Genomic DNA, 23,855 nt, shown 5'->3' on the forward strand with positions numbered 1-23,855 from the left:
AATCGGACGAATTTATGCCGCCGATTAACCGGGACGAGGCCCCACGTTCCGACATACTCGCCGCACTGTTCGCCTAAGCCGACAAAGGCAACGTTCCGGCCTATCTTGAATTCAGCGTCGTCTTGATGAGATCAAGGTTGCGGAATCGGAAGAAGCTTATTGAAACACCAGACCCCGCTCTGCGGGGCTGTCTCAATCATTCTCCCACGGCTTCTTCTCCTGCCCCGTCAGGTCACGGCTGCCGTGCATGACGGCAAGGATGAGCACACGGTCAGTTTCAAGGTGATACATCACGCGCTAGCCTTGCACGATGATCTCGCGCCGTGATTTGTCCTCGGCCTCCGGAATCATCCGCCCGCTTTCCGGAAGCTCCCTCAGCCGCCGGGTGGCAAGTACCACCTTTTGGCCGGAGCGCCGGGCATAAAGCGCCGAGTCGCGGCCGATGTAGCGCAACAGATCATCGAGATCGTTGCGCGCAAAATCCGACCATTCAACGCGCATCATTCAGGAATCGCTTTTCCATCTCCTCCTGCGAAGTCACCTTGCCTGCTTCCGCCGCCTGGAGCGAGCGCTCCAGTTTCTGGCGCACATAGAGGGCATACATGGTATCGTTGAAGGTCGCCTGCTCCGGCAGGCGGTCGGCGATATCGTGGACGATCTGCTTAACGGTTTGCATGATGATCACTCCTCACGACGCTTGCTTGAATCACGGTATCCAGAATTGTCGGGGCGCCACCGCGATCCGCTCCTGCGCCATGCAAGGAAAGGGGGCTGATGGTGTCTGACCCGGTTTCTCCCCTTTCTGGCTGGAATCTCGACGGTTGTTCCCGGCCCGAGGCGCCGCTCGAAGCACCCGCCTTGCACATCCGGAAAACCTCACCTTCGCCCCTGCGCCGTCTCCAGCCGGTAGTTCCGCCCCCAGACGTAGACGTAGATCGCTCCGCTGGCGATCGTGGTGGCGAGGGTGGCGGCGAGGAGGGCGTCGAGCAGGAACGGGGGCAGTTCGGAGACGCCGCGGTTGAAGAGGATGGCGACGATGAACGCCAGTTGCAGCAGGGTGTTCAGCTTGCTGGCGAGGATGGGCTGGCCGTCGAACGGGTGTGCTAGCAGGTAGTAAGCGATGGCGCCGGTGACGATAACGGCATCGCGGAGGAGTACGGCGGCGGCCATCCAGACGGGGAGGAGGCCGAGCCAGGCGCCGGCGACGAAGCAGCAGACCAGGAGCAGTTTGTCCGCCAGCGGGTCCAGGTAGGAGCCGAGCCGGGATTGCCAGCCGTAGTGCTTGGCGAGGAAGCCGTCGATCGCATCGGATAGGCCGGCGACCACGAACAGCGCCAGGGCGCCGGTGTAGCGCTCCGCCAACATCAGATGGACGACCGGGTAGACCAGGAATATCCGGAGGGTGCTGATGATGTTTGGGATGTGTTCTGGCCGCATGGTCGCACTCCTTACGGGACGTCGATAATCTCCGGATGGGGGGTGGCCGTCAAGCCTGGAGCCGACGGTAACGGAGGCGGGGGGATGGTGATAAACTACCCAGTCATCCTTATTCCGAACAAGGCGCCGTCTTGACTCAAGTGACGGCCGGCGGGCCACACGGTCCGATCTTCATGCAGGAGTCTCCTTGAAAACCGAAAATCCCCCTTCTTTCGACTACAAGAGCGCCGGCGTCGACATCGCGGCCGGCAATGCCCTGGTGGAGCGCATCAAGCCGGCGGCGCGGAAGACGGTGCGGCCCGGCGTGCTGGCGGGGTTGGGGGGATTCGGTTCGCTGTTCGAGCTGCCGGTGGATCGCTACCGCAAGCCCGTGCTGGTGGCGGGAACCGATGGGGTCGGTACCAAGCTCCGGCTGGCGATCGAGTCGGGCCGCCACGGCGGCGTCGGCATCGACCTGGTGGCGATGTGCGCCAACGACATCGTGGTGCAGGGCGCCGAGCCGCTGTTCTTCCTCGATTACTACGCGACCGGCAAGCTGGACGTGGACGTCGCCGCCTCCGTGATCGCCGGCATCGCCCAGGGCTGCGAGCAGGCCGGCTGCGCCCTGGTCGGCGGCGAAACGGCGGAGATGCCGGGCATGTACGCCGGGGGCGACTACGATCTGGCCGGCTTCTGTGTCGGCGTGGTGGAGAAGGACGCGATCATCGACGGCAGCCGGGTCAGGCCCGGTGACCGGCTGATCGGCCTGGCGTCCTCGGGGCCGCATTCCAACGGCTATTCGCTCATCCGCAAGATCGTCGATCATTCCGGCCTGGGGCTGGATGCGCCGGTTGCCGGCCGCGCCTTGGGCGACTGGCTGCTCGAGCCAACCCGGATCTACGTCAAGCCGCTGCTCGAACTCCTGAAATGCGTGGAGGTCCACGCCCTGGCCCACATCACCGGCGGCGGCATCACCGAGAACCTGCCGCGCGTGCTGCCCGCCGGAACCGCGGCCCGGATCGACACCGCCGCCTGGGCGATGCCGGAGATTTTCCGCTGGCTGCAGCGGCAGGGCGGGGTGGAGACTTCCGAGATGCTCAGGACGTTCAACTGCGGCGTCGGCATGATCGTTTGCGTGGCGGCGGAGGACGAAGCTCGCACCCTGGAGACCTTGCGCGGCCAGGGCGAGAGCGCGTTTCCCCTGGGCGAAACCGTCCCCGGCGAGCCCGCCGTCCATTACGTCTGAGCCCTTTTAAGCGTCCCTATTCCAAGGTATATCCATGCGCCTTTCGGTCGTCGTTCCCGTCCATAACGAAATAGACAATCTCGAATCCCTCATCGGCGAAATCACCCAGGCGCTGTCTCCGCTGGGCGATTACGAAATCGTCTACGTCGACGACGGCAGCACCGACGGGACGCTAGAGAAGCTGCGCGCGCTGAAAGCCTCGGTGCCCGCGCTGCGCGTGCTCCGGCATGTCCGCTGCTGCGGGCAGAGCACGGCGCTGCGCACCGGCATTCTGGCGGCGCGGGGGGCGTGGATCGCCACCCTGGACGGCGACGGCCAGAACGACCCGGCGGACATCCCCCGCCTGCTCGAAGCCCTGGACCAGCTCGGCGGGGAAACCGGCCGCGGCATGGTGGCCGGGTATCGGCGGAAGCGCAAGGACACCGGCTGGCGCCGGTTTTCCTCCCGCATCGCCAACGCCGTGCGCGGCGGTTTGCTGCGGGACAACACGCCGGATACCGGCTGCGGCCTCAAGGTGTTTTCCCGCGCTTTGTTCCTGGAGCTGCCCTATTTCGACCACATGCACCGCTTCTTGCCGGCGCTGACCCAGCGGGCCGGCGCGCCGGTCATCTCGGTCGAGGTCAATCACCGGCCGCGCCTCTCCGGGGTCTCGAAATACGGCACCTGGCACCGCCTGTGGGTGGGGATCGTCGACCTGTTCGGTGTGATGTGGCTGCAGAGGCGCGCGCGCGTGCCTCAGGTCGAAGAGCTGGGTTCCTGATGCAGAGGAGAGCATGAAATCACGCATTCGCTTGCTGCTGTTGCTGGCTGCCGCCGGCCTGGGCGGCCAGGCCATTGCCGCGGAGCCGTCCTTCTCCCGCCAGGAGCTGCTCGAGAAAGACTTCGAGCCGGGCGGGCCGCGCATCGACGTGCGGGTGGCGCGGGTGGTGCTGCCCGTGGGCTACAAGACGCCGCTGCACACCCATGAAGGGCCGGGGCCGCGCTATGTGGTGCGGGGACGGGTGCAGGTCGAGGAGGGGGGCCAGTCCAACACCTACGAACCGGGGCAGGTTTTCTGGGAATCCGGGCAGTGGATGAGCATCGAGAACGTCGGCGAAAACGAGGCGGAGATCATCCTGGTCGAGCTGGCGAAGCCGAAATGAACCGCGCCGGCCCGCTTTGTCATAACATACTAGTCCACTTGGTTATTCCTTCCGCCAGACCGGCTGACGAAGTCCATGAGTGAAACCGCTTTATCCATACACGATTACGCGATGCTCGACGATGCCGAGTGCGAAACCCGCATCCGGGCGGCGCGGGCGGCGCTGGGCAAGCGCTGCGTGATCCTCGGCCATCATTACCAGCGCGACGAGGTGTTCCGGCATGCCGATTTCACCGGCGATTCGCTGAAGCTGTCCCGCCTGGCCTCGCAGTCGGACGCGGAATACATCGTCTTCTGCGGCGTGCATTTCATGGCGGAGGTGGCGGATATCCTGTCGCGGCCTGACCAGATCGCCATCCTGCCCGACCTGGCCGCCGGCTGCTCGATGGCGGACATGGCGAACTTGGTCGCCGTGGAGCGCTGCTGGCGCGAACTGGCGACGGTGCTCGATCCGGAAAGCGAGGTGACACCGGTCACCTACATCAATTCGGCGGCCGACCTCAAGGCGTTCTGCGGGCGCCACGGCGGCATCGTCTGCACGTCCAGCAATGCGCAGAAGATCCTGGAGTGGAGTTTCGCCCGGCGCGAGAAAATCCTGTTCTTCCCCGACCAGCACCTGGGCCGCAATACCGGCTACCGCATGGGGATCCCGCTGGAGGAGATGGTCACCTGGGATTTCGGCAAGCCCCTGGGCGGCCTGACGGCGGACGAGATCCGGCGGGCGCGGATGATCCTCTGGGCCGGTTTCTGCTCGGTGCACCAGATGTTCCGCCCCGAGCACATCGACCGCTTCCTGGAGCAGTACCCCGACACCCGGGTGATCGTGCATCCCGAGTGCAGCTTCGAGGTCTGCCAGAAGGCGCAGTTCATCGGCTCCACCGAATACATCCTCAACACCGTCCGGGCCGCCGAGCCGAACACGCGCTGGCTGGTGGGCACGGAGCTCAACCTGGTCAACCGCTTGGCCCGCGAGGTCCAGCCGCAGGGCAAATCGGTGCATTTCCTCTCGCCCACGGTATGCATGTGCTCGACCATGTTCCGGACCGACCCGCAGCATCTGCTCTGGGTGCTGGAGAATCTGGTCGAAGGTCATGTGGTCAACCGGATCGAGGTGCCCGCCGCCATCGCCGCCGAGGCCCGCGAGGCGCTGGAAAACATGCTGCAGGTGGCCTGACCCCGCCCGATGCAACTCAACTTGGTCTGCGTGGGCGAGCGCATGCCGTCCTGGGTCAACGAGGGGTACGAGGAATATGCCCGTCGCCTGCCGCGCGAATGCGCTCTGGTGCTGCGCGAGATCGCGCCGGGCCGGCGCACCCGCAATTGCGACACCCAGCGCATCGTCGCCGACGAAGGCCAGCGGATGCTGGCCGCGGTGGGCGGCAGTGCGCACGTCGTCGCGCTGGACGTCGGCGGCAAGGCTTGGAGTACGCGCGAGCTGGCCGAAGCCTTGGCGCGCTGGCTGCGCGAAGGGCGGGACATCGCCCTCCTGGTCGGCGGACCGGACGGCCTGTCGGACGCCTGCCGGCAGCGCGCGGCGGAAAGCTGGAGCCTGTCCCGGTTGACCTTTCCGCATCCCCTGGTGCGGGTCATCGTGGCCGAACAGATGTACCGGGCCTGGAGCCTCCTGAACAACCATCCCTATCATCGCTGACCCCATGCAGGCCAAAGACCTCAACCTGATCCTCGCTTCGACCTCGCCCAGGCGCCGCGAGCTGCTGGGCCGCTTCGGCCTCCCGTTCGAAGTGCTCGCCGTCGAGGTCGAAGAGCGGCCCCGGTCCGGGGAGGCCGCCGAGGACTACGTGCGCCGGGTGGCGTCCGACAAGTCCGCGCAAGGCCAGACGATGGCGCCGGCTGACGCGGCGGTGCTGGCGGCGGACACCGAGGTGGTGCTCGACGGCCAAATCTTCGGCAAGCCGCAGGGGCCGGAGCACGCCCGCGAGATGCTGGGCCGTCTGTCGGGACGGACCCACGAGGTGCTCAGCGCGGTCTCCCTGCGCCGGGGCGACCGCCACTGGGAGGCGCTGAGCGTCAGCCGGGTGCGGTTTCGCGACATCGGCCTCGAGGAGATCGACGCCTACTGGGCCAGCGGCGAACCGGCGGACAAGGCGGGCGCCTATGCCATCCAGGGCCGCGGCGAGCTGTTCGTGGCCGAGCTTCGCGGCAGCTTTTCCGGCGTCATGGGCCTGCCGCTGCTGGAAACTGCCCGCCTGCTGCAGCATCTGGGACTGGGGACCGCGCGCCTGCTGGCCGGAGCCGCGCCATGAGCGACGAGATACTCATCAACATCACCCCGCCGGAAACCCGCGTCGCCCTCGTCGAAAACGGCGTGGTGCAGGAGGTCCTGATCGAGCGGACGCGCCGCCGCGGCCTGGTCGGCAACATCTACAAGGGCAAGATCTGCCGGGTGCTGCCCGGCATGCAGGCGGTGTTCGTCGACATCGGCCTGGAACGGGCGGCCTTCCTGCATATCTCCGACCTGAGCGCGGCCGAGCGCGAAAAGGCCGGCACCGACAAGATCGAGGCCATCTTCAAGGACGGCCAGGAGATCGCCGTCCAGGTTGTCAAGGACCCCATCGGCACCAAGGGCGCGCGCCTGAGCACCGAGATTTCGGTGCCGTCGGTCTACGAAGTCTACATGCCGTTTGCCAAGACTTCGGGCGTGTCGCAGCGGATCGAGTGCGAGGCCGAAAGGATACGCCTCCGCGCCTGCGTGGAAGCCTTCCAGCGCGAGCACGGCACCGGCGGCTTCATCGCCCGGACTTCGGCGGAGGGCGTGGACGAGGCCATGCTGCGGGCGGACATGCTGTTCCTGCTCAAGCTCTGGAACTCCATCGCCCAGCGGATCAAGACCGCGCGGGTCAAGATGCTGCTGCACGAGGATCTCCCCTTGAGCATGCGGGTGCTGCGCGACCTGCGCCGCACCCGGGTGGACAAGATCCGGGTGGATTCGCGGGAAACCCATGCGCGGCTCACGAAATTCGCCCGCGAGTTCGTACCCGAGATCGCTCCGATGATCGAGCATTACGCCGGCGAGCGGCCGCTGTTCGACCTCTACGGCGTGGAGGAGGAAATCCAGAAGGCGCTGGAGCGGCGGGTGACGCTCAAGTCCGGCGGCTACCTGATCTTCGACCAGACCGAGGCGATGACCACGGTCGACGTCAACACCGGTGCCTTCGTCGGCGGGCGCAACCTCGAGGAAACCATCTTCAAGACGAATCTCGAAGCCGCTCAGGCCATCGCCCGCCAACTCCGGCTGAGGAACCTGGGCGGCATCATCATCATCGACTTCATCGACATGTGGGACGAGGACCACAAGGCACAGGTCCTGCAGGCCTTGATCCGCCACCTCGAGCGCGACCCGGCCAAGAACACCATCAGCGAGGTATCGCCGCTGGGGCTGGTGGAGATGACCCGCAAACGCACCCGCGAGAGCCTGGAGCACGTGCTGTGCGAGCCTTGCCCCGCCTGCGGGGGGCGCGGGGTGCTGAAGACCGCGGAAACGACCTGCCTGGACATTTTCCGCGAGATCATCCGCGAGGTGCGCCAGTACCAGGTCCAGGAGCTGTTGGTGCTGGCGTCCAACGAGGTGGTGGAGCGGCTGCTGGACGAGGAGGCCGACACGCTGTCCGAACTCGAATCCTTCATCGGCGTCCCGATCAAGTTCCGCGCCGAGTCCCAGTACAACCAGGAACAGTACGATGTCGTGATCCTCTAGCCCGCATTTCCCTCGTTCCGCCGGCGTTTTGCGGGCAACCGGCCGGCGTGGGAGAATCCGCCGACGCCTTCGGGCGACGTTCCCTGTCGATATTTCCATGCGGCTACCGGTCTTTTGAAAAGAATTCTTCGCGTTTCCGCCCGCGCCGTCCGTTACGGAGCGCTCGCCGCGCTGCTCGGGCTCGCCGCCGGGTCCGCGGCGTTCCGGCTGTGGCTGGTACCCGGGATCGACGAATTCAAGGGGCAGTTGGAACGGCGGATAGGCCAGCTCGGCGGCGAAAACATCCGGATCGGCCATATTTCGGCCGCGATGTGGACCGGAACGCTGGAACTGGTGTTGCGGGAGGTCACCGTTCTCGACGACGCGGGCGCCGAAGCCCTCCGTTTCGCCGAGATACGGTTCGGCATAGCGGCCATGGCCTCGCTGATGGCGCGCGACCTGCGCGTCGCCTGGCTGGAACTGCGCGGCACCCCGCTCTCCCTGCGCCGCCTCGCCGACGGCAGCTTCGGCATCGTCGGCCTGCACGCGATCGAGACGATTCCGGAGTGGCTGCGGACTCTGGGTTCTTTCCGGATCAGCGACTGCCGGATCGACTGGCAGGACATCCAGCGGGGCGGCGCCAGGCTGGAACTGGGCGACGTCGATCTGCTGCTGGTCAGCCGCGGCGACCGCCACCGGATGAGCGTCAGCCTGGACCCGCCGGCGGCGCTGGCGGGCACCGTGCGGGCGGGCTTCGATCTGCGCGGGGACCTGTTCGAATCCAGCACGCTGTCGGGCCGCATCCATGCCGATGCCAAGGATCTGGCCCTGACCGCCCTGGACGACGAACTGCCGCCGGGTTTCCGTCTGGAGTCCGGACTGGCGGACGTGCGGGCCTGGGCAGAGCTTACGGCGGGCCGCATCGGGTCGCTTGCGGCGCGTTTCGGCGGACGCAACGTCCGCCTCGGGCATTTGCCGGGCGAAAACGGGAGTGCGCCGGGGTTCGCACTGGCCGCCATTGCGGGCGACGTGTTCTGGCGCCGCGAACCGAACGGCTGGCGGATGAACGCACAGCGGCTGAAACTGGTGTCCGCGGGGCACGAATGGCCTCTGTCCCGGCTGGCCCTGGCTCTGAACCGCGGCTCGGGCGGCGCCGTCGAATCGGCGTTTGCCGCCGCCGATACCGTGGCCCTGGACGACCTCAAGCCGCTGTGGCCCCTGCTCGGATTGCGCGGACCCGCGCCGTCGGGCACGGTCGACGCGCTCCGTCTCGGCTACGAGAACGCAGGTCGCCGGCGCTTCGGTCTGTGCGCGCGCTTCGGCGGGGTCGCGCTCCCGGCCCGCGACGGTCTGCCGGGCGCCGCCGGCCTCGGCGGCCACATCTGCGGCAGCGACGAGCGGGGCGGGGCTGTGATCCGCATGCAGGATGGCGTGCTGGACCTGGCCGGAATGCTGGCCGAGCCGCTCCTGGTGCGGCGGGGAGGCATGGCCCTGGCGTGGCAGTGGACCGGCGAAGGCTGGGCCGTACGCGCCGATCGGGCAAGCCTGGAAACCGGCGACTGGTCCCTTTCCGCGTCGTTCGGTGTCAGCCGGGGCGCGGGCCAGGGGCTCCGGCTCGATCTGCGGGCGGAGGCGGGGGCGGCGGAAACGTCCCGCCTCAAGCGCTATTTTCCGGCCAAGGCGTTTCCGCTGCTGGGCCGCTGGCTGGGCCAGAGTCTGGAGCACGGCCGGTTGGACGGGGCGCATCTCCGTTTCGAGGGGCCGCTGGCGGCGTTTCCGTTTCGCAAGGGCGAGGGGATATTCCAAGCCGACGTCGGGTTTTCCGGTGTGCGCCTGCGCTACGATCCGGAGTGGCCTGCCTTGGAGGATGCCGGCGGGACGGTCCGTTTCTCCGGGCCGGGGATGGAGATCGAGGCGGCCGGCGCCCGTTTGGCCGGTGGCGAAATACGTGGCGCCAAGGCCAAGGTCGCCGACTTGGCGAAGGACGCGGTCATCGGCATCGAGGGCCGGGTGTCGGCTACCTTGGCGCAGTGCCTCGAGTTTTTCCGGACGACCCCGCTTCGGCCGGTGGCCGGTAAAGTGGACGCCGTGATGGCGGTCGATGGGGATGCCCTGCTCGATCTGGCCATGAAAGTCCCGATGGAAAGCAAGGCGCCGCCGTTCAAGCTGGACGGCACCGCGCGGCTGAGCCGGACCAGCATCGAGCTCACCGGGCTCACCGAGCGGGTCGAGAATGCCAAAGGCGAACTGGGATTCACCGAGGACGGGCTGGTATCCGGCCGGCTCCAGGGAAAATGGCTGCGCCAGGCCGTGTCCGCCCGGGCCCGGCGCAATGGCGATACCCTGGACGTCGACGTCAGCGGCCAGTTCCCGGTGGCAGCGCTCAAGGACAGGTTTCCGAACCCCGCTTGGCGCTATCTGGCGGGGGCCGTTCCTCTGACCGTGAGCGTCAAGCTGCCCGCCGGCACGGAGCAGAGCGACGGCGTGCCGTTGAGCCTGAGTTCGGACCTCGTCGGCACGAAGGTGGTCTTGCCGGTCCCTTTGGGCAAGGCCCCGGGCGAGCGGCGGATGTTCCGCCTCGATACCCGTCTGGGCGGGGCCGCCATACGCGCCGATCTGAGCTATGGCGCGGACGTCGCGGCGCGGTTCGACCTGGCCGGCGAGGAATACCGCCTGAAAGGCGTACAGCTCGCGATCGGAACCGGGCTGCCGAAGAGCGTCGACGGTTCCGGCTTGCGCGTCGTGGTCCGGTCGCCGAGCCTGGATCTGGCGCCCTGGGCCGACGTCTTCGCCGCCGCCGGCGGCGCCGGACGCGAGGGCATCAGGATGGACGTCAAGGCGCTGGACGTGCAGGTGGGGCAGGTGCTGTGGGACGGCAAGGCGAAAGGCCCGGTGGCCGTGCAGGCAGTCTCGCGTGCGGGCGGCTTCCGCGGCGTGATCGATTCGGACTACGTCAAGGGCGGATTCGACGCTGACATGGCCGCGGGGCGGTTGTCCAGCGTCAAGGCCGACCTCGATTTCGTCAAACTGTCCCGGCTGGACGAAAAGGCGGTCGCTTCGACCGACTCCTGGCTGGACACGCTGCATCCGGGCAGTTTCCCGTCCCTGAGCCTGGTCGGCCACCACGTGCTCTGGCACGGTTTCGACGTGGGCCGGCTGCAGGCCGAGGTGGACAGCCGGGCGCGCGGCATTGTGCTGCGTTCGGCCAGTTTGCGTTCCGACAATCACGAGCTCGTCGTCCAGCGGGGCGAATGGACGCGCCAGGGCGGCACCGACAGGACCTACATCAGCGGCAAGCTCAACGTGAAGGATTCGGGCATGCTGGCGGCGGAGCTCGGCTACCCGGAGTTCGTACGGGATACGCCGGCGGACGTGAACTACGCGCTGAACTGGGCGGAGACGCCGTTCGGGGTCTCCTCCGCCAATCTCGCGGGCACGGTCGACATGAAACTGGGCAAGGGAGCTCTGCTGAAGGTGGACGTGGGGATAGGCCGGTTTCTCGGACTGTTCAACGTCGATGCCCTGTGGCGGCGCCTCAGCCTGGATTTCTCCGATCTGTTCGGCGCCGGCATGGCCTACGACGGCATCGCCGGCAAACTGGACATCGCGAATGGACGGGCGGAGACCAAGGGTTTCGTAATCGATGGCGTGGCGGCGAAGATCGTCATCAACGGCGGCGTGAAACTGGCGACCCGGGAGGTCGATCAGGTCGTGACGGTGATTCCCAACACCAGCATCGCCCTGCCCGTCGCCGGCGTGCTCATGGGCGGCCCGCTCGGGCCGGCGGTGGGGGCCGCGGTGGGGGCCGGCGTGTTCGTCGCCGACAAGATGATGAATGGACAAGTGGAGCGCCTGACCCAGACGCGCTATCTGGTCAAGGGCAGCCTGGACAATCCGGTCATCACCAAGGCCTCGGGCGACACGCCGCAGGAATGAGGCCGGAACGGCAAAGAATCGATTGAATTACTGGTAGAGAGATAAGGAATGAAGAAAATGATTTGTGCGGCGGTTCAGATGGCTTCCGGACCGCAGGTCGGGTCGAATCTGCTGGAGGCGGGCCGGCTGGTCAAGCAGGCCGCGGCCGCCGGCGCCAAGCTGGTGGTGCTGCCGGAAAATTTCGCGATCATGGGCATGACGGAAACGGACAAGCTCGGCGTGGCGGAATCCGACGGCAGCGGGCCGATCCAGGAGTTTCTCGCGGGCGCGGCCGAGCGCCACAAGGTCTGGCTGGTCGGCGGGACCATGCCGATGTGTGCCGGGGACGGCCGGGTGCGGGCATCGTGCCTGGTCTACGACGACCACGGGCGACGGGTCGGCCGCTACGACAAGATCCATCTGTTCGACGTCGTGGTTCCGGGCACCGAGGAGACCTATCGCGAGTCCCAGACCATCGAAGCCGGCACCGAGCCGCTGGTGCTGGATTCGCCGTTCGGCGCCTTGGGGATAGCCATCTGCTACGACCTCCGGTTCCCGGAGCTGTTCCGCCGCATGGCGGAGCAAGGGCTGGACCTCCTCGCCGTGCCGGCGGCCTTTACCGCCCGCACCGGCGCGGCGCACTGGGAAATCCTGGTGCGGGCGCGCGCGGTCGAGAATCTTTGCTACACCGTGGCGTCCAACCAGGGCGGTTTCCATCTGAACGGGCGCGAGACCTTCGGCCACAGCATGGTGGTCGATCCCTGGGGCAAGGTGCTGGCTTCGTTGCCCACGGGTGCCGGCATCGTCTGCGCCGAAATCGACCGCGAACGTCTGGCGCAGGTGCGCGCCTCCTTCCCCGTGCTCGAACACCGGCGCCTGCATTGCGCCTGAACGTCCTAAAGCAATGGCTTGAGTCATCATGACAACTGAAATCCTGGCGATCGCCGAACGGGCGATCCTTGAACCCTGCGGGCTGATCCCGCAGGACATCGAAAAGGTCGTGGCCCGGCTGGCGGGCGGCGAGATCGACGATGCCGACGTCTACCTCCAGTCCAGCCATTACGAGTCCTGGTCGCTGGAGGACGGCATCGTCAAGGAAGGTTCCTACGGCATCGAGCAGGGGGCCGGCCTGCGCGCCGTCTCCGGCGAGAAGACCGGCTTCGCCTACAGCGACGAGCTGGCGCTGCCGGTGCTGCTGGAGGCGGCGGGCAATGCCCGCAGCATCGCCCGCGGCGGGCAGGCCGCCCGTATCGCCGTACCCGGCGGCCATGCCGCGCCGCGGCTGTACGCCCCGGTCGATCCGCTGGCCTCGCTGTCGGCGGAGGCCAAGATCGATCTGCTGCGCAGTCTGGACGCCGAAGCCCGCCGCGCCGATCCCCGCGTCGAGCAGGTGTTCGTCAGCCTCTCCGGCGGCTATTCCTCGGTGCTGGTCTTCGGCCTGGACGGCGCGATGCACGGCGACGTGCGGCCGATGGTGCGGCTCAACGTCAGCGTCATCGTCGAAAGCGACGGCCGGCGCGAACAGGGCAGCGCGGGCGGCGGCGGACGTACCGACTACGGTTTCTTCTTCGAACAGGACCGGGCGCTGGGCTATGCGCGTGAAGCGGTGCGCCAGGCGCTGGTCAACCTGGAGGCCGGCGATGCCCCGGCCGGGACCATGACCGTGGTGTTGGGTCCCGGCTGGCCCGGCATCCTGCTGCACGAGGCGATCGGCCACGGCCTGGAAGGCGATTTCAACCGCAAGGGTACGTCCGCCTTCAGCGGGCGGGTCGGCGAGCGGGTCGCCTCGCCCCTGTGCACGGTGGTGGACGACGGCACCCTGGCGAACCGCCGCGGCTCCTTGAGCATCGACGACGAAGGCACGCCCACCCGCCAGACCGTGCTGATCGAAAACGGCATCCTCAAGGGCTACATGCAGGACAAGCTCAACGCTCGCCTCATGGGCGTGGCGCCCACCGGCAACGGCCGCCGCGAATCCTACCAGTGCCTGCCCATGCCGCGCATGACCAACACCTACATGCTGCCGGGCGGGCACGCGCCGGAGGAAATCATCGCCTCCGTGCCGAAGGGCCTGTACGCCCGCAATTTCGGCGGCGGCCAGGTCGACATCACCTCGGGCAAGTTCGTGTTCTCCGCCAGCGAGGCTTATCTGATCGAGGACGGTCGCATCACCCGCCCGGTGCGCGGCGCCACCTTGATCGGCAACGGGCCGGACGTGCTGACCCGGGTCAGCATGGTGGGCAACGACCTGGAGCTCGATCCCGGCGTGGGCACCTGTGGCAAGGACGGGCAGAGCGTGCCCGTGGGGGTCGGCCAGCCGACCCTGAAGATCGACGGATTGACGGTGGGAGGCACCCGTGTCTGACAACAGAACTCAACTCGAACGGCTCGAATCGCTGACCCGGTTCTGCCTGGCCGAAGCCGCCAGGCAAGGCGCCAGCGCCGCCGAAGTCGGCTGCAGCGCCGACCAGGGCCTCTCGCTCACCGTCCGGCTGGGCGAGGTGGAAACCATCGAGCACCACCGCAGCCAGGGCCTCGGGATCACCGTGTATTACGGCCAGCGCAAGGGCTCGGCCAGCACCACGGACCTCGGCGAGCGTGCCCTGACCGAAACCGTGGGCGCGGCCTGCCGGATCGCCCGCTACGGCGCGGAAGACCCCTGCGCCGGTCTGCCCGACGCCGAGCTGCTGGCCCAGGACATCCCGGAACTCGATCTCTACCATCCCTGGACGCTGGACGCGGAGCAAGGCATCGAATTGGCCCTGGCCTGCGAAAACGCGGCGCGGGGCTATTCCGACGCCATCACCAATTCGGAAGGGGCCAGCCTCAACGCCTTCGAAGGCGTCCGGGTACTGGGCAACAGCTTGGGCTTCCTGCACGGCTACGCCAGCAGCCGCCACAGCCTGTCGTGTTCCGTGATCGGCGAGAGCGACGGCGGCATGCAGCGCGACGACTGGTGGACCGTGGCGCGCAATCCGGCCGAACTGGAATCCGCCGAGGCGGTAGGGCGCAAGGCCGCCGAGCGCACCGTGCGCAGGCTGGGGGCGCAGGGCCTGTCGACCCGCCAATGCCCCGTGCTGTTCGCCGCCGACGTAGCCTCCGGCTTGATCGGCCATCTGATCGCAGCGATCCGCGGCGGCAATCTCTACCGCAAGTCCTCGTTCCTGCTCGACGCCCTGGGCCAGCGCATCTTCCCCGAGTTCGTCCACATCCACGAACTGCCGCACCTGCCCCGGGGCTTAGGCAGCGCCCCCTACGATGCCGAAGGCGTGGCGACGCGGGCGCGCGACCTGGTCCGCGGCGGCGTATTGGAATCCTACGTGCTGAGCACTTACTCGGCCCGAAAGCTGGGGATGCAGACGACCGGCAACGCCGGCGGCGTGCACAATCTGATCGTCGACTCGGGCAATGAGGGCTTCGACGCCCTGATCCGGCGCATGGGCACCGGTTTGGTCGTCACCGAATTGCTGGGGCAGGGCGTCAATATCGTCACCGGCGACTACTCGCGCGGCGCGGCGGGCTACTGGGTCGAGAACGGCGAGATCCGGTTCCCGGTCGAGGAAATCACGATCGCCGGCAATCTCAGGGACATGTTCGGCCACATCGTCGCCGTCGGCAACGACGTCGACCTCCGCGGCAACGTCCGCACCGGATCGATTCTGATCGAATCCATGACGGTGGCAGGTGATTGACGGGCCGCGGCCCTGGTTTGCGAGTCCTGCGCCGCGTGACCGGCGAGCGAATAGCCGTGATGGAGTCGGGGTGCGAACGGCCTCCGGCTCGGGTAATGCCATGGAGGCAAGTCCTTCCGACTCACGCCGGGAGGGGGCTGCTCCCTTCTCCCAGCGGGAGAAGGGCCGGGGATGAGGGTGGGATTCAGCCTTTCGCTTCCAGCAGCTCCGCGACAAGCTTGAGCTGAGCCGAATATTGGGGTATTTCCGGGATTTTCCAGGTTTTTCCCGTCACATGGGCCAGCAGGTTATTCAGCCAGAGCCTGTTGGACCGGGCCTGCTGGACGACGAATTGAAAGGATGTTTCGTCGGAGATGATATAAAAATCTTCAAGCCAGACTTCGATCGTTTCCGATTCGCCGGTGAGGTTGATTGCGACGTATGCTTTTCCCTGAATCCGTGCTCCCACCCTCTAAATAATTCATAACATATTGAATCCATTGTATAATTAGCCCATTTTCGATGTCACCCATTTGATCATGCCGCGCTTTGAAGTCAAGCAATCCAGCAAGCTGCAACTGACCTCGTATTCCGGCCTGGCGCTGATTGGCCAGTGCTGCCAGGCGGCGCAGGTGGAGGCGGTCATTGATCCGAAGATTCCGGTGTCGCAAGGCATGCGCACCTCGGACATCGTCAAGAGCGTGGTCGGGTTGTTGAGTCTGGGCAAGAGCGACTTCGAAGCCATCGAGCCGTTTCGGGAGGACCGCTTCTTCAAGGAGTCGCTGGGGCTGACGAAGGTGCCCGGAGCCGTGTGGCTGCGCCAGCGTCTGAATGCCAAGGCGGAAGCCATCCGCGATCTGGCCGATGAGCTTTCCCTGAGGTTGCTGGAGCGAGCCGAGGCGCCGATCACGCCGCACAAGGGCTATGTCTGCTGCGACATTGATACCTTCGCCATGGACAATAGTGGCACGAAGAAGGAAGCGGTGTCGCGCACCTATCAGGGCTTCGACGGTTACCCGCCGATTGCCGCCTATCTCGGCAACGAAGGCTGGAACACCGGGCTGGAACTGAGGCCAGGGTCCCGCCACTCGGCGTTCGAGACGCACTACTTCTACGAGCGGCTGTTTCCGCGCATCGAACGCCTGGTCAAACCGGATCAGCCCGTGCTGCTGCGCGAGGACAGCGGTTTCGACGGCGCACAGCTCCTGTTCGCCAAGGCCGCGGAGCGAGACCGGCAAGCCGCGCTGGGGCGAAGCCTCGACTTCATCTGCAAGTGGAACCCCCGCAAGCAGGACAAGGCGGCCTGGGTCAAGCGCGCCGAGGAGGCGAAGGCCTGGGTCGAGACTCGCCCCGGTAAGCGCGAGGCCCTCCTGTCGCTGGACATCGAGCGCGCCTGGCACAAGGAGAAGCGCTCCTTCCGCCTGGTCGCCAGGGTCGTCGAGCGCACCATCGACAAGAAGGGCCAACACCTGCTGGCCCCGGAGGTCGAACTGGAAGGCGGGTGGACGACGCTCTCCTGTTCCGCCGAGGAAGTGATCGAACTCTACCAGCACCACGGCATGCATGAGCAGTTCCACTCCGAGTTGTTCGGCTCCGCCGAATCCTTCGCTTCGCTCAGGACCGCCACTGCGTGGCGTCCTGCGCCCTTCGGGCTTGTCAAGACCGACCTCGACCTGGAACGGCTGCCCTCGGGCAAGTTCGACACCCACGACGTGATCCTGCATCTGGCGGCCTTCGCCTACAACTGCCTGCGTCTCTTGGGACAGATCGGCCTGACTGGCGAGATTGCGCCGATCCGTCATCCGGCCAAGCGCCGCCGCATCCGGACCGTGCTGCAGGAGATCATGTACCGGGCGGCGAAGTTCGTCGCCCATGCCCGCCGGCTGATCCTCGATTTCGGCCGTGGCGTGGCGGCAAACGTAGCCGTGTTCGTGATGCTTCAGAATCGGCTGTGGGCGGCGGCGTCCGGATGACGGGAAATGCCTGCCGCACGCCTCGAATCCCTGATTCCGGAACCCCGGAAGGGACAGTCTCGCGCAGGGAGCGGAAAATGAGCTGACGATAAGCGCACGCCAAGCAGATTGGCCCCGAAACCCCGGTCGAACGTTCCCCGGATCGCCGGTAGCGAGGGCAAATCCCAAGGGAGAGCGCTCGAAATTCATGCGTTCAGGCCCGATGGGAAGGTGTAAGCCGAGGGGAACACGGATTCAGGTTTTCGCGTATCGATGTCAAAGGCAAAATAAGTCAGCTCCGCGATGCCTTTGAGAATAATATTTGCGACCCACAAAACCAGGAATTTCGGGGTCCACTTGATCGCGAGTTTGACGAGGCTGGCTTTGTAGCTCATATCTCGAATTTATAGAGGGTGACGGGGTATTCGGATTGTAGCTGCTCTTTGCTTCGACCGGCAAGAGGGAGGCAGAGCGGTTCAGGCATCAGCCTGGATCGGGGGAAGCGGCTAAAAGGTATTCGGCCAACAGCGCCATAATATCGGTATCGCAAGCCCCGCAACCGGAACATGCGCCCGTCGCTCTCGATATCCCGTCGATATCGGTAACGCCCTTATCGAACTGCCGCCTGATTTGCTGGGCCGTCGTGCCGCTGCAGCGGCAAATGACATCTTGTCTATCGTCCGGGATTGCGTCACCCATCGCCATGCGCCAACTTCACGTAGGTCCGATTAGCGCAGCGTAATCGGACAAATTCATTCGCCGCACCAGTCCGCCGAATAAATACCTTTCGCAACGTACCGGTGAAAGGTGGAATAAGGCCAATCCTGTGCACGCAGGACATAGCCATGTTTCAGCGGATTCACGTGCACATAATCCGCATGCCGTTGATAGTCGGCATCATCTCGGATCAAATGCTCCCAATAATGACGCTGCCAGATTCCACGCTCCCCGGCGGCCTTGCGGATATCCGACCGGCGTTCGGTCTTGGGTAATGCGCGCGAGAATCCGCTCTTGATCAATCGCCATCGCATGCTGAAATCGCTATCGCCGGGCGGCAAGGTCCACACGCAATGCAGGTGATCCGGCAATACCACCCAGGCATCGATTCGGAAAGGGTGACGCGAACGCACCCGCCTCACCGTCTCGCGTAACAAATCGATCTCGCGGACCAATAGATCGTTGCCGTAGCGTTGCAGCAGATTGACCGTAAAGAACCAAGTACCGCCAGGCACGAACGCGCGTCGATAGTTTGGCATGTCCGTTGTCCGCTATTGGAGTAGGCGTTATCGCCTGACGCCAGCCATTCGTCCGATTACGCTGCGCTAATCGGACCTACGTGAACTGAACCAGCGGATCAATCCAGCGCCTCGAGAACCACCTCCGGATGGCGGCGGGCAATCCGGATGAGAGCCTGGGCCGCTCCCGAAGGCGAACGACGCCCTTGCTCCCACTCCTGCAACGTACGCTTGGAGATGCAGAGCGCACGGGCGAACTGCGCCTGCGAGAGCCCGGTGTTTTGCCGGGCTTGCGCCACTTCATTAGGTTCGACTTGCGTAACGCGCGCGGCCTGTGCTGCCTTCATTTCGCGAACCGATTGCAGCAGCTTCATACCCAATGCATCGCCTGCGGACGCAGGCTTGGCAGATTGCTTGCGATCAGCCGTTTTCGATTTCCTCTCTTACCGCCTTGAGAATGCCGCCAATTCACGTAGGTCCGATTAGCGCAGCGTAATCGGACGAATGTCATTCGCCGCCACCCACCGAAACGCCTATATCGCCGCACCAGTCCGCCGAATAAATCCCTTTCGCAACGTATCGGTGAAAGGTGGAATAAGGCCAATCCTGTGCACGCAGGACATAGCCATGTTTCAGCGGATTCACGTGCACATAATCCACATGCCGTTGATAGTTCACGTAGGTCCGATTAGCGCAGCGTAATCGGACGAATGTCATTCGCCGCCACCCACCGAAACGCCTATATCGCCGCACCAGTCCGCCGGATAAGTCCCTTTCGCAACGTACCGGTGAAAGGTGGAATAGGGCCAATCCTGTGCACGCATGACATGGCCATGTTTCAGCGGATTCACGTGCACATAATCCGCATGCCGTTGATAGTCGGCATCATCTCGGATCAAATGCTCCCAATAATGACGCTGCCAGATTCCACGCTCCCCGGCGGCCTTGCGGATATCCGACCGGCGTTCGGTCTTGGGTAATGCACGCGAAAATCCGCTCTTGATCAATCGCCATCGTAGGCTGAAATCGCTATCGCCGGGCGGCAAGGTCCACACGCAATGCAGGTGATCCGGCAATACCACCCAGGCATCGATTCGAAACGGATGATGCGAACGCACCCGCCTCACCGTCGCGCGTAACAAGTCGATCTCGCGGACCAGCAGATCGTTGCCGTAGCGTTGCAGCAGATTAGAGTTGCTTCCGTTGAAATAAATGGATTTGTTGTGGTATAAAACAATTAACAACAATCGAATGATGTCAGCCAATGATTTTTGAAAAGTTCATGGAAGAAACCAGTGAGCGTACCGTCAGAGCCCTGATCGGAATGAGTAAGGCGCAATTCGCCAAGCTTTGCCCTATCTTTGAGGAGGCTCATGCGGAGATTCAGCAAGAACGCGTTCAGCAAGGCGAAATAAAACGGGTACCCAAAGGTGGCCATGTGGGCTATCTCGATCGGATAGATAAGAAGCTGTTCTTCATTTTGCATTACCTCAAGACCTACTGTACCTTCGATGTCCTGGGCTTTCATTTTGGCTTCAGCTCGGGACACGCGCATCGCCATGTGGCGCAACTTCTGCCCGTGTTACGGCGCAGCCTGGCGAAACTTGATCTGCTGCCCGAGCGGGAGCTGACGACCCCGGGAGAGATGATGAAGCTGATTGAAAAACATGGAGATATCATCATTGACGGGGTGGAATGCAGTTGCGTCAGGCCGCAGGATGACGATCAGCAGAAAGCCCACTATAGCGGTAAAAAAAACGCCATACGGTTAAAACCCTAGTCATTTCGACCCTGGCACGGCAAATTTTGTTCGTTGGAAGTATCGTGGCCGGCAGTGTTCATGATTATGCGCTGATGAAGCGATGGTTCGATCCTGCCTTATCATGGTTTGACGGTGCCGATGTCTGGTTGGATTTGGGGTTCTTGGGGGCCGCTTCCGATTATGGGAATAAAGCCAGAATTCACCTGCCTCATAAGAAACCCAGAGCCTCCAAGAACAATCCTCATCCCGCGTTGGCAGATCAACAAAGGCGCGAGAACAAAAAGCAAGCGCGAACTCGCATCTCCGTCGAACACTCCATTGGAGGAATGAAGACCTTTCATTGCTTGATGCATCGCATTAGAAACCGACTCAGTCTATTCATAGATAGCTTTTTCGGGCTTGGCGCTGGCCTTTGGAATCTAAAAATTTCTTTGTAATCATGCGGTTATCATCGGAAACAACTCTATTGACCGTAAAGAACCAAGTACCACCAGGCACAAACGCGCGTCGATAGTTTGGCATGTCCGTTTTCCGCTATTGAAGTAGGCGTTATCGCCTGATGCCAGCCATTCGTCCTACGCGAGCTATTTTTTATTTTGCCGCGTCCTTTGTATCATTCGGATCGGTCACTCTTTGGTGTTGTAACCACGAGGTGTTTCAAGAAGCCGAAGTTGTGGGTCAACGTGGCCTTTGCGGCGCGCTACGCCGTAGTAAGTGTTTTCTTCCACGTCTTCGTTGCCCCACTGATTCCATCCCGTACGACGAAAACGAGCGAACAGCTCCAGATAGGGGCCGGGAGAGCATGCCTCAATAAGCTCGTAAATTTCATCTGGTTTGCGCGAATGCTCCCGCTTCCGACTGGAAAAGAGATTAACCTGTGTCCGGCCAGGGGGGAGAGTGCGCATGCTTCCACGAACTCCGAATAATACTAGCTCGGTGACATTTCTGAAATAGAAACCGACGCCGCGCCCATCGGGGCCACCATCCTTCCTTACCTTGTACCAAACTAGATTTGACTTGTAAGTGAAACCCCAAGCCTCCATGACTTTGAGGCCTTCTTGCAACAAGGCATTAGGGACCCAGAGATAGAGATGCGATTTTGCTGCGGCAAGTCTGGCAACTGGAAGTTCCACGATTTCTTTCAATTCCATTGTCGGATATCTGAGAAGTCGTCTGTGCTCTGGCGCCATCTTTCCTGTCCGATTTTGGAATTGCCAAGGTGGGTCTGCCAAGATCGTCGAGTATTGGCCCCCTATCTTCGCTAATAAATCTTCAGATGGGTTCGGTTCCGCAATGCTATATATTTGAGCAGTCATCGTTTTTTATCCTTTTCACACAACTACGACGTCTTTGGGAATCCCAATTAACAGAAGTGGGCATGGATTTCCTACGCCGCGCCGGACGCGGTCTTCAAGCTTTCGCCAGTGTGTTGTCGCCTCCCCGAATTTGTCCGAAACGAAGGCATGGGCCCACCCTTCTTGGAAAGAACCCTTTGACTGCACAGCTTTTTCAATTATACCAAGCTGTCGCTTGGTTGGTGAATAATACTCGGATAATGCAGCGGGCTCGCTAATGCCATGCTTGCGAGCAAATTCAGCCACAAAGTCTCTGAGCGAATCTTGAAGGCTGGCACCCCTTGTAATGATTGCCCCAATTGAAATAACACCATCGGCGTGCAATCGTTTAAAATTCTCCAAGTCCCGATCAAAAAACGGATCTTTGTTGTTCCATTCGATCTCCAGCGCAAACGTGCCGGTTGGGAAGCGCTTGACGTGATCAATTTCATGTGAAATGGACTCTTTTTCTTCGCCATCAACGATCTTTTTAATCTCAAAATTATGTTTAGTCCACCCGCAATCATCAGTCAATGCCCGCCGCAAGCGTTGCGTCAACTCACCCTCTCCACCGCCGCCTCGGACCAACTCCTCGGCTGGGAGTTGAATAGCTAAAAGGACCTTCTCGAGTTCGGTAACCGCGTCGGCCATGTCGTGAGTTAGTATCGCCTCTGCGTGATGCAGCGTCATGACTTGAAAGCCATTTTTCTTAATTTTTTCGAACATTTCGACTGTTCCTGTATGTAAGTTTCAAGCCAGCTGTTATCTGGTTCCCGCTTTGTTACTAACCCGGATATTTCAAGAAAGTGGGCGAATCTCGCTTAACCAATTGATATAATTGGAGTTGCGCCAATAACGCTTCGTACGAAGCCTAAACGAGACCGCCCAATGAGTGATTCTATCCCGACCCAGCTCCGTTTTCCCACCGTCGCCGGCTTCACCGTCCGTGCCGACTTCGAAGGCGGCGCGGTGTCCAGCGACTTCGGCGCCCTCCTCCTGCAGGGCGTGGATCGGCAGACCGGATTGATCGCCCGTCTGGCCTCGGCCATTCAGGATCGCCGGCACCCTTCCTACATCGCCCACAGCTTGGCCGACCTCCTGCGTCAGCGCATCTTCCAGACCGCCTGCGGCTATGCCGACGGCAACGACGCCAACAGCCTGCGCCACGATCCCGTGTTCAAGCTGGCGGCCGAGCGGGCGCCGTTGGATGCCGACAACGCCCTGGCTTCCGGCCCCACCTTCTCGCGCTTGGAGAACGGAGTCTCCCGCAAGGACATCTACCGCCTGGCCCGCGCCTTCGTCGATGCCTTCATCGCCAGCTACACCACCCCGCCCGCGGTCATCGTCTTGGACATGGACCACTCCGAAGACCGCACCCACGGGCAGCAGGAACTGGCCTTCTACAATCACCACTACGGCAGCCACTGCTATCTGCCGCTGTTCTTGTTCGAGGGCCTCTCCGGCAAGTTCATCACCGCCGTGCTGCGGCCCGGCAAACGCCCCACCGGGCGCGAGAACGCCGCCATCCTCCAGCGGGTCGTGCGCCGCCTGCGCCAGGCCTGGCCGGATACCCACCTCGTCCTGCGCGGGGATGGCCATTTCGCCAACCCGGAGTTGATGGCCCTGTGCGAAGCCGATGCACGGATGGATTTCCTCTTCGGCCTGGCCGGCAACCAGGTGCTGACGCCCAAGGCCGAGCCGCTGCTTGCCAAGACGCGCGCCTTGCATGCGCAACGCTGTGATTTCGCTCGCCGCGCCGAACAGCCCGAGCCGGCGGCGACCCGTTTGTATGACGAGGTGGCCTACCAGGCCGGTTCCTGGCCCAAGGCCTATCGGGTGGTGCTCAAGGCCGAGGTCATGGGCCTGGGGGACAACCCGCGCTTCGTCGTGACCTCGCTCGCCGACCCGACGCCGGAGGCGCTGTACCGGGATCTGTACTGCGCACGCGGCCAGGACGAGAACTTCATCAAGGCGGTGAAGAACGATCTGGCCAGTGATCGCACCGCCGACCATGCCTTCCTCGCCAACCACCTGCGCCTGTTCTATGCCTGTGCCGCCTACAGCCTGATCCACAGCCTGCGGGAGCACACCCTGTGCCACACCGAACTGGCCAAGGCGCAGCCCATGACCCTCATCCTGAAGCTGTTCAAGCTGGCGGTGCGGGTGGTGCAGTACAAGGACCGGATCAAGTTGCACTTGCCGAGCGCCTGTCCGGTGAAGGCGCTGTTGCACCGGGTCACCGAGATACTCTATCTCGTCCGACCACCGGCCATGGCCTGAAGCGCGCCGTCACCCTCAACCGAGGAGGATCCGGCAGGACTCGGAGGGTTGATTGCGTCCAGTGTCTGGATTCCGGCCACCACCCCCGCGAAAAGAGGCAGGTCGAGGGGCTGCCCATGCCTCATGGGGGGCGTAGGTCAGTTCGGTGGACTGAAAAAATAGGCAGCTGGCCAAGCTATCGGGCGCAGGGGGCATTTTTATGAAACATC

27 protein-coding genes are annotated in these 23,855 nt (G+C 63.6%); 15 read left to right on the forward strand and 12 right to left on the reverse strand.

Features of this window, described 5'->3' with window-relative positions; genetic code table 11:
- Positions 1-297: 297 nt before the first annotated feature.
- From ABZN20_RS15920 to ABZN20_RS15930, 3 genes are all read right to left on the reverse strand, one after another.
- Positions 298-504 (reverse strand): type II toxin-antitoxin system RelE/ParE family toxin, encoded by a 207-nt coding sequence (locus ABZN20_RS15920; protein ID WP_367025888.1) that lies wholly within the window; start codon positions 502-504, stop codon positions 298-300.
- Positions 491-676 carry a hypothetical protein gene (locus ABZN20_RS15925; RefSeq protein WP_367025889.1) on the reverse strand — a complete coding sequence of 62 codons (186 nt, stop codon included), beginning with the start codon at positions 674-676 and terminating at the stop codon, positions 491-493. Before ABZN20_RS15925 ends, ABZN20_RS15920 begins: the two co-directional genes overlap by 14 nt.
- A gap of 200 nt (positions 677-876) precedes the next feature.
- Positions 877-1,437: a CDP-alcohol phosphatidyltransferase family protein gene (locus ABZN20_RS15930; RefSeq protein ID WP_367025890.1), complete on the reverse strand. Its 561-nt coding sequence runs from the start codon at positions 1,435-1,437 to the stop codon at positions 877-879.
- 187 nt (positions 1,438-1,624) lie between these two features.
- Between ABZN20_RS15930 and purM the strand changes: the two genes are divergently transcribed.
- From purM to pmbA, 11 genes are all read left to right on the forward strand, one after another.
- Positions 1,625-2,662, forward strand: coding sequence for a phosphoribosylformylglycinamidine cyclo-ligase (gene purM / locus ABZN20_RS15935; protein ID WP_367025891.1), 1,038 nt, complete (start codon positions 1,625-1,627; stop codon positions 2,660-2,662).
- A gap of 34 nt (positions 2,663-2,696) precedes the next feature.
- Positions 2,697-3,422 (forward strand): glycosyltransferase family 2 protein, encoded by a 726-nt coding sequence (locus tag ABZN20_RS15940; protein ID WP_367025892.1) that lies wholly within the window; start codon positions 2,697-2,699, stop codon positions 3,420-3,422.
- A 13-nt stretch (positions 3,423-3,435) separates the two neighbouring features.
- Positions 3,436-3,804, forward strand: a complete 369-nt coding sequence (locus ABZN20_RS15945) for a cupin domain-containing protein (protein WP_367025893.1) — start codon at positions 3,436-3,438, stop codon at positions 3,802-3,804.
- Between the two features lie 75 nt (positions 3,805-3,879).
- The gene (gene nadA, locus ABZN20_RS15950) at positions 3,880-4,977 is read left to right on the forward strand and encodes a quinolinate synthase NadA (protein WP_367025894.1); all 1,098 of its coding nucleotides are present in this window, start codon (positions 3,880-3,882) and stop codon (positions 4,975-4,977) included.
- Positions 4,978-4,986: 9 nt separating this feature from the next.
- On the forward strand, positions 4,987-5,454 hold the full coding sequence (gene rlmH / locus ABZN20_RS15955; protein ID WP_367025895.1) for a 23S rRNA (pseudouridine(1915)-N(3))-methyltransferase RlmH: 468 nt from the start codon (positions 4,987-4,989) through the stop codon (positions 5,452-5,454).
- A gap of 4 nt (positions 5,455-5,458) precedes the next feature.
- Positions 5,459-6,067: a Maf family protein gene (locus ABZN20_RS15960; RefSeq protein ID WP_367025896.1), complete on the forward strand. Its 609-nt coding sequence runs from the start codon at positions 5,459-5,461 to the stop codon at positions 6,065-6,067.
- Positions 6,064-7,518, forward strand: coding sequence for a ribonuclease G (gene rng, locus ABZN20_RS15965; protein WP_367025897.1), 1,455 nt, complete (start codon positions 6,064-6,066; stop codon positions 7,516-7,518). Before ABZN20_RS15960 ends, rng begins: the two co-directional genes overlap by 4 nt.
- 114 nt (positions 7,519-7,632) lie before the next feature.
- On the forward strand, positions 7,633-11,433 hold the full coding sequence (locus ABZN20_RS15970) for a YhdP family protein (RefSeq protein WP_367025898.1): 3,801 nt from the start codon (positions 7,633-7,635) through the stop codon (positions 11,431-11,433).
- Positions 11,434-11,481: 48 nt separating this feature from the next.
- Positions 11,482-12,303 (forward strand): carbon-nitrogen hydrolase family protein, encoded by an 822-nt coding sequence (locus tag ABZN20_RS15975; RefSeq protein ID WP_367025899.1) that lies wholly within the window; start codon positions 11,482-11,484, stop codon positions 12,301-12,303.
- A 28-nt stretch (positions 12,304-12,331) separates the two neighbouring features.
- Complete coding sequence (gene tldD, locus ABZN20_RS15980) at positions 12,332-13,777, forward strand: metalloprotease TldD (RefSeq protein ID WP_367025900.1); 1,446 nt, start codon at positions 12,332-12,334, stop codon at positions 13,775-13,777.
- A complete protein-coding gene (pmbA, locus tag ABZN20_RS15985) occupies positions 13,770-15,104 on the forward strand; it encodes a metalloprotease PmbA (protein WP_367025901.1) in 1,335 nt (444 codons plus the stop codon). Before tldD ends, pmbA begins: the two co-directional genes overlap by 8 nt.
- Positions 15,105-15,288: 184 nt before the next feature.
- Here the strand turns inward: pmbA and ABZN20_RS15990 are convergent, their stop codons facing one another.
- Positions 15,289-15,552: a hypothetical protein gene (locus ABZN20_RS15990; RefSeq protein ID WP_367025902.1), complete on the reverse strand. Its 264-nt coding sequence runs from the start codon at positions 15,550-15,552 to the stop codon at positions 15,289-15,291.
- Positions 15,553-15,622: 70 nt separating this feature from the next.
- Between ABZN20_RS15990 and ABZN20_RS15995 the strand changes: the two genes are divergently transcribed.
- The gene (locus ABZN20_RS15995) at positions 15,623-17,056 is read left to right on the forward strand and encodes an IS1380 family transposase (protein WP_367025903.1); all 1,434 of its coding nucleotides are present in this window, start codon (positions 15,623-15,625) and stop codon (positions 17,054-17,056) included.
- Between the two features lie 185 nt (positions 17,057-17,241).
- On the opposite strand, the gene ABZN20_RS16000 is transcribed toward ABZN20_RS15995, so the two are convergent.
- The 6 genes from ABZN20_RS16000 to ABZN20_RS16025 form a co-directional block, all read right to left on the reverse strand.
- Positions 17,242-17,430, reverse strand: a complete 189-nt coding sequence (locus ABZN20_RS16000) for a hypothetical protein (protein ID WP_367025904.1) — start codon at positions 17,428-17,430, stop codon at positions 17,242-17,244.
- Positions 17,431-17,518: 88 nt separating this feature from the next.
- Complete coding sequence (locus ABZN20_RS16005) at positions 17,519-17,740, reverse strand: (2Fe-2S)-binding protein (RefSeq protein WP_367025905.1); 222 nt, start codon at positions 17,738-17,740, stop codon at positions 17,519-17,521.
- A gap of 47 nt (positions 17,741-17,787) precedes the next feature.
- Positions 17,788-18,291 carry an REP-associated tyrosine transposase gene (locus tag ABZN20_RS16010; protein ID WP_367025906.1) on the reverse strand — a complete coding sequence of 168 codons (504 nt, stop codon included), beginning with the start codon at positions 18,289-18,291 and terminating at the stop codon, positions 17,788-17,790.
- A gap of 98 nt (positions 18,292-18,389) precedes the next feature.
- Positions 18,390-18,644: a helix-turn-helix domain-containing protein gene (locus tag ABZN20_RS16015; protein ID WP_367025907.1), complete on the reverse strand. Its 255-nt coding sequence runs from the start codon at positions 18,642-18,644 to the stop codon at positions 18,390-18,392.
- A 133-nt stretch (positions 18,645-18,777) separates the two neighbouring features.
- Positions 18,778-18,915, reverse strand: coding sequence for a hypothetical protein (locus tag ABZN20_RS16020; protein WP_367025908.1), 138 nt, complete (start codon positions 18,913-18,915; stop codon positions 18,778-18,780).
- A gap of 68 nt (positions 18,916-18,983) precedes the next feature.
- On the reverse strand, positions 18,984-19,508 hold the full coding sequence (locus ABZN20_RS16025; RefSeq protein WP_423246449.1) for an REP-associated tyrosine transposase: 525 nt from the start codon (positions 19,506-19,508) through the stop codon (positions 18,984-18,986).
- Between the two features lie 26 nt (positions 19,509-19,534).
- On the opposite strand from ABZN20_RS16025, the gene ABZN20_RS16030 reads away from it, so the two are divergent.
- Complete coding sequence (locus tag ABZN20_RS16030) at positions 19,535-20,050, forward strand: helix-turn-helix domain-containing protein (protein ID WP_367025613.1); 516 nt, start codon at positions 19,535-19,537, stop codon at positions 20,048-20,050.
- 26 nt (positions 20,051-20,076) lie between these two features.
- Positions 20,077-20,469, forward strand: a complete 393-nt coding sequence (locus ABZN20_RS16035) for a transposase family protein (RefSeq protein WP_367025614.1) — start codon at positions 20,077-20,079, stop codon at positions 20,467-20,469.
- A 189-nt stretch (positions 20,470-20,658) separates the two neighbouring features.
- Here the strand turns inward: ABZN20_RS16035 and ABZN20_RS16040 are convergent, their stop codons facing one another.
- Positions 20,659-21,348, reverse strand: coding sequence for an MT-A70 family methyltransferase (locus ABZN20_RS16040; protein WP_218808758.1), 690 nt, complete (start codon positions 21,346-21,348; stop codon positions 20,659-20,661).
- A 15-nt stretch (positions 21,349-21,363) separates the two neighbouring features.
- Entirely contained in the window at positions 21,364-22,092 is a 729-nt protein-coding gene (locus ABZN20_RS16045; RefSeq protein WP_218808759.1) for a BglII/BstYI family type II restriction endonuclease, read from the reverse strand.
- A 162-nt stretch (positions 22,093-22,254) separates the two neighbouring features.
- Between ABZN20_RS16045 and ABZN20_RS16050 the strand changes: the two genes are divergently transcribed.
- Complete coding sequence (locus ABZN20_RS16050; RefSeq protein WP_367025178.1) at positions 22,255-23,646, forward strand: IS1380 family transposase; 1,392 nt, start codon at positions 22,255-22,257, stop codon at positions 23,644-23,646.
- Positions 23,647-23,855 lie beyond the last annotated feature (209 nt).

The sequence above is a fragment of the Methylococcus sp. ANG genome (assembly GCF_040730495.1).
Classification (GTDB): domain Bacteria; phylum Pseudomonadota; class Gammaproteobacteria; order Methylococcales; family Methylococcaceae; genus Methylococcus.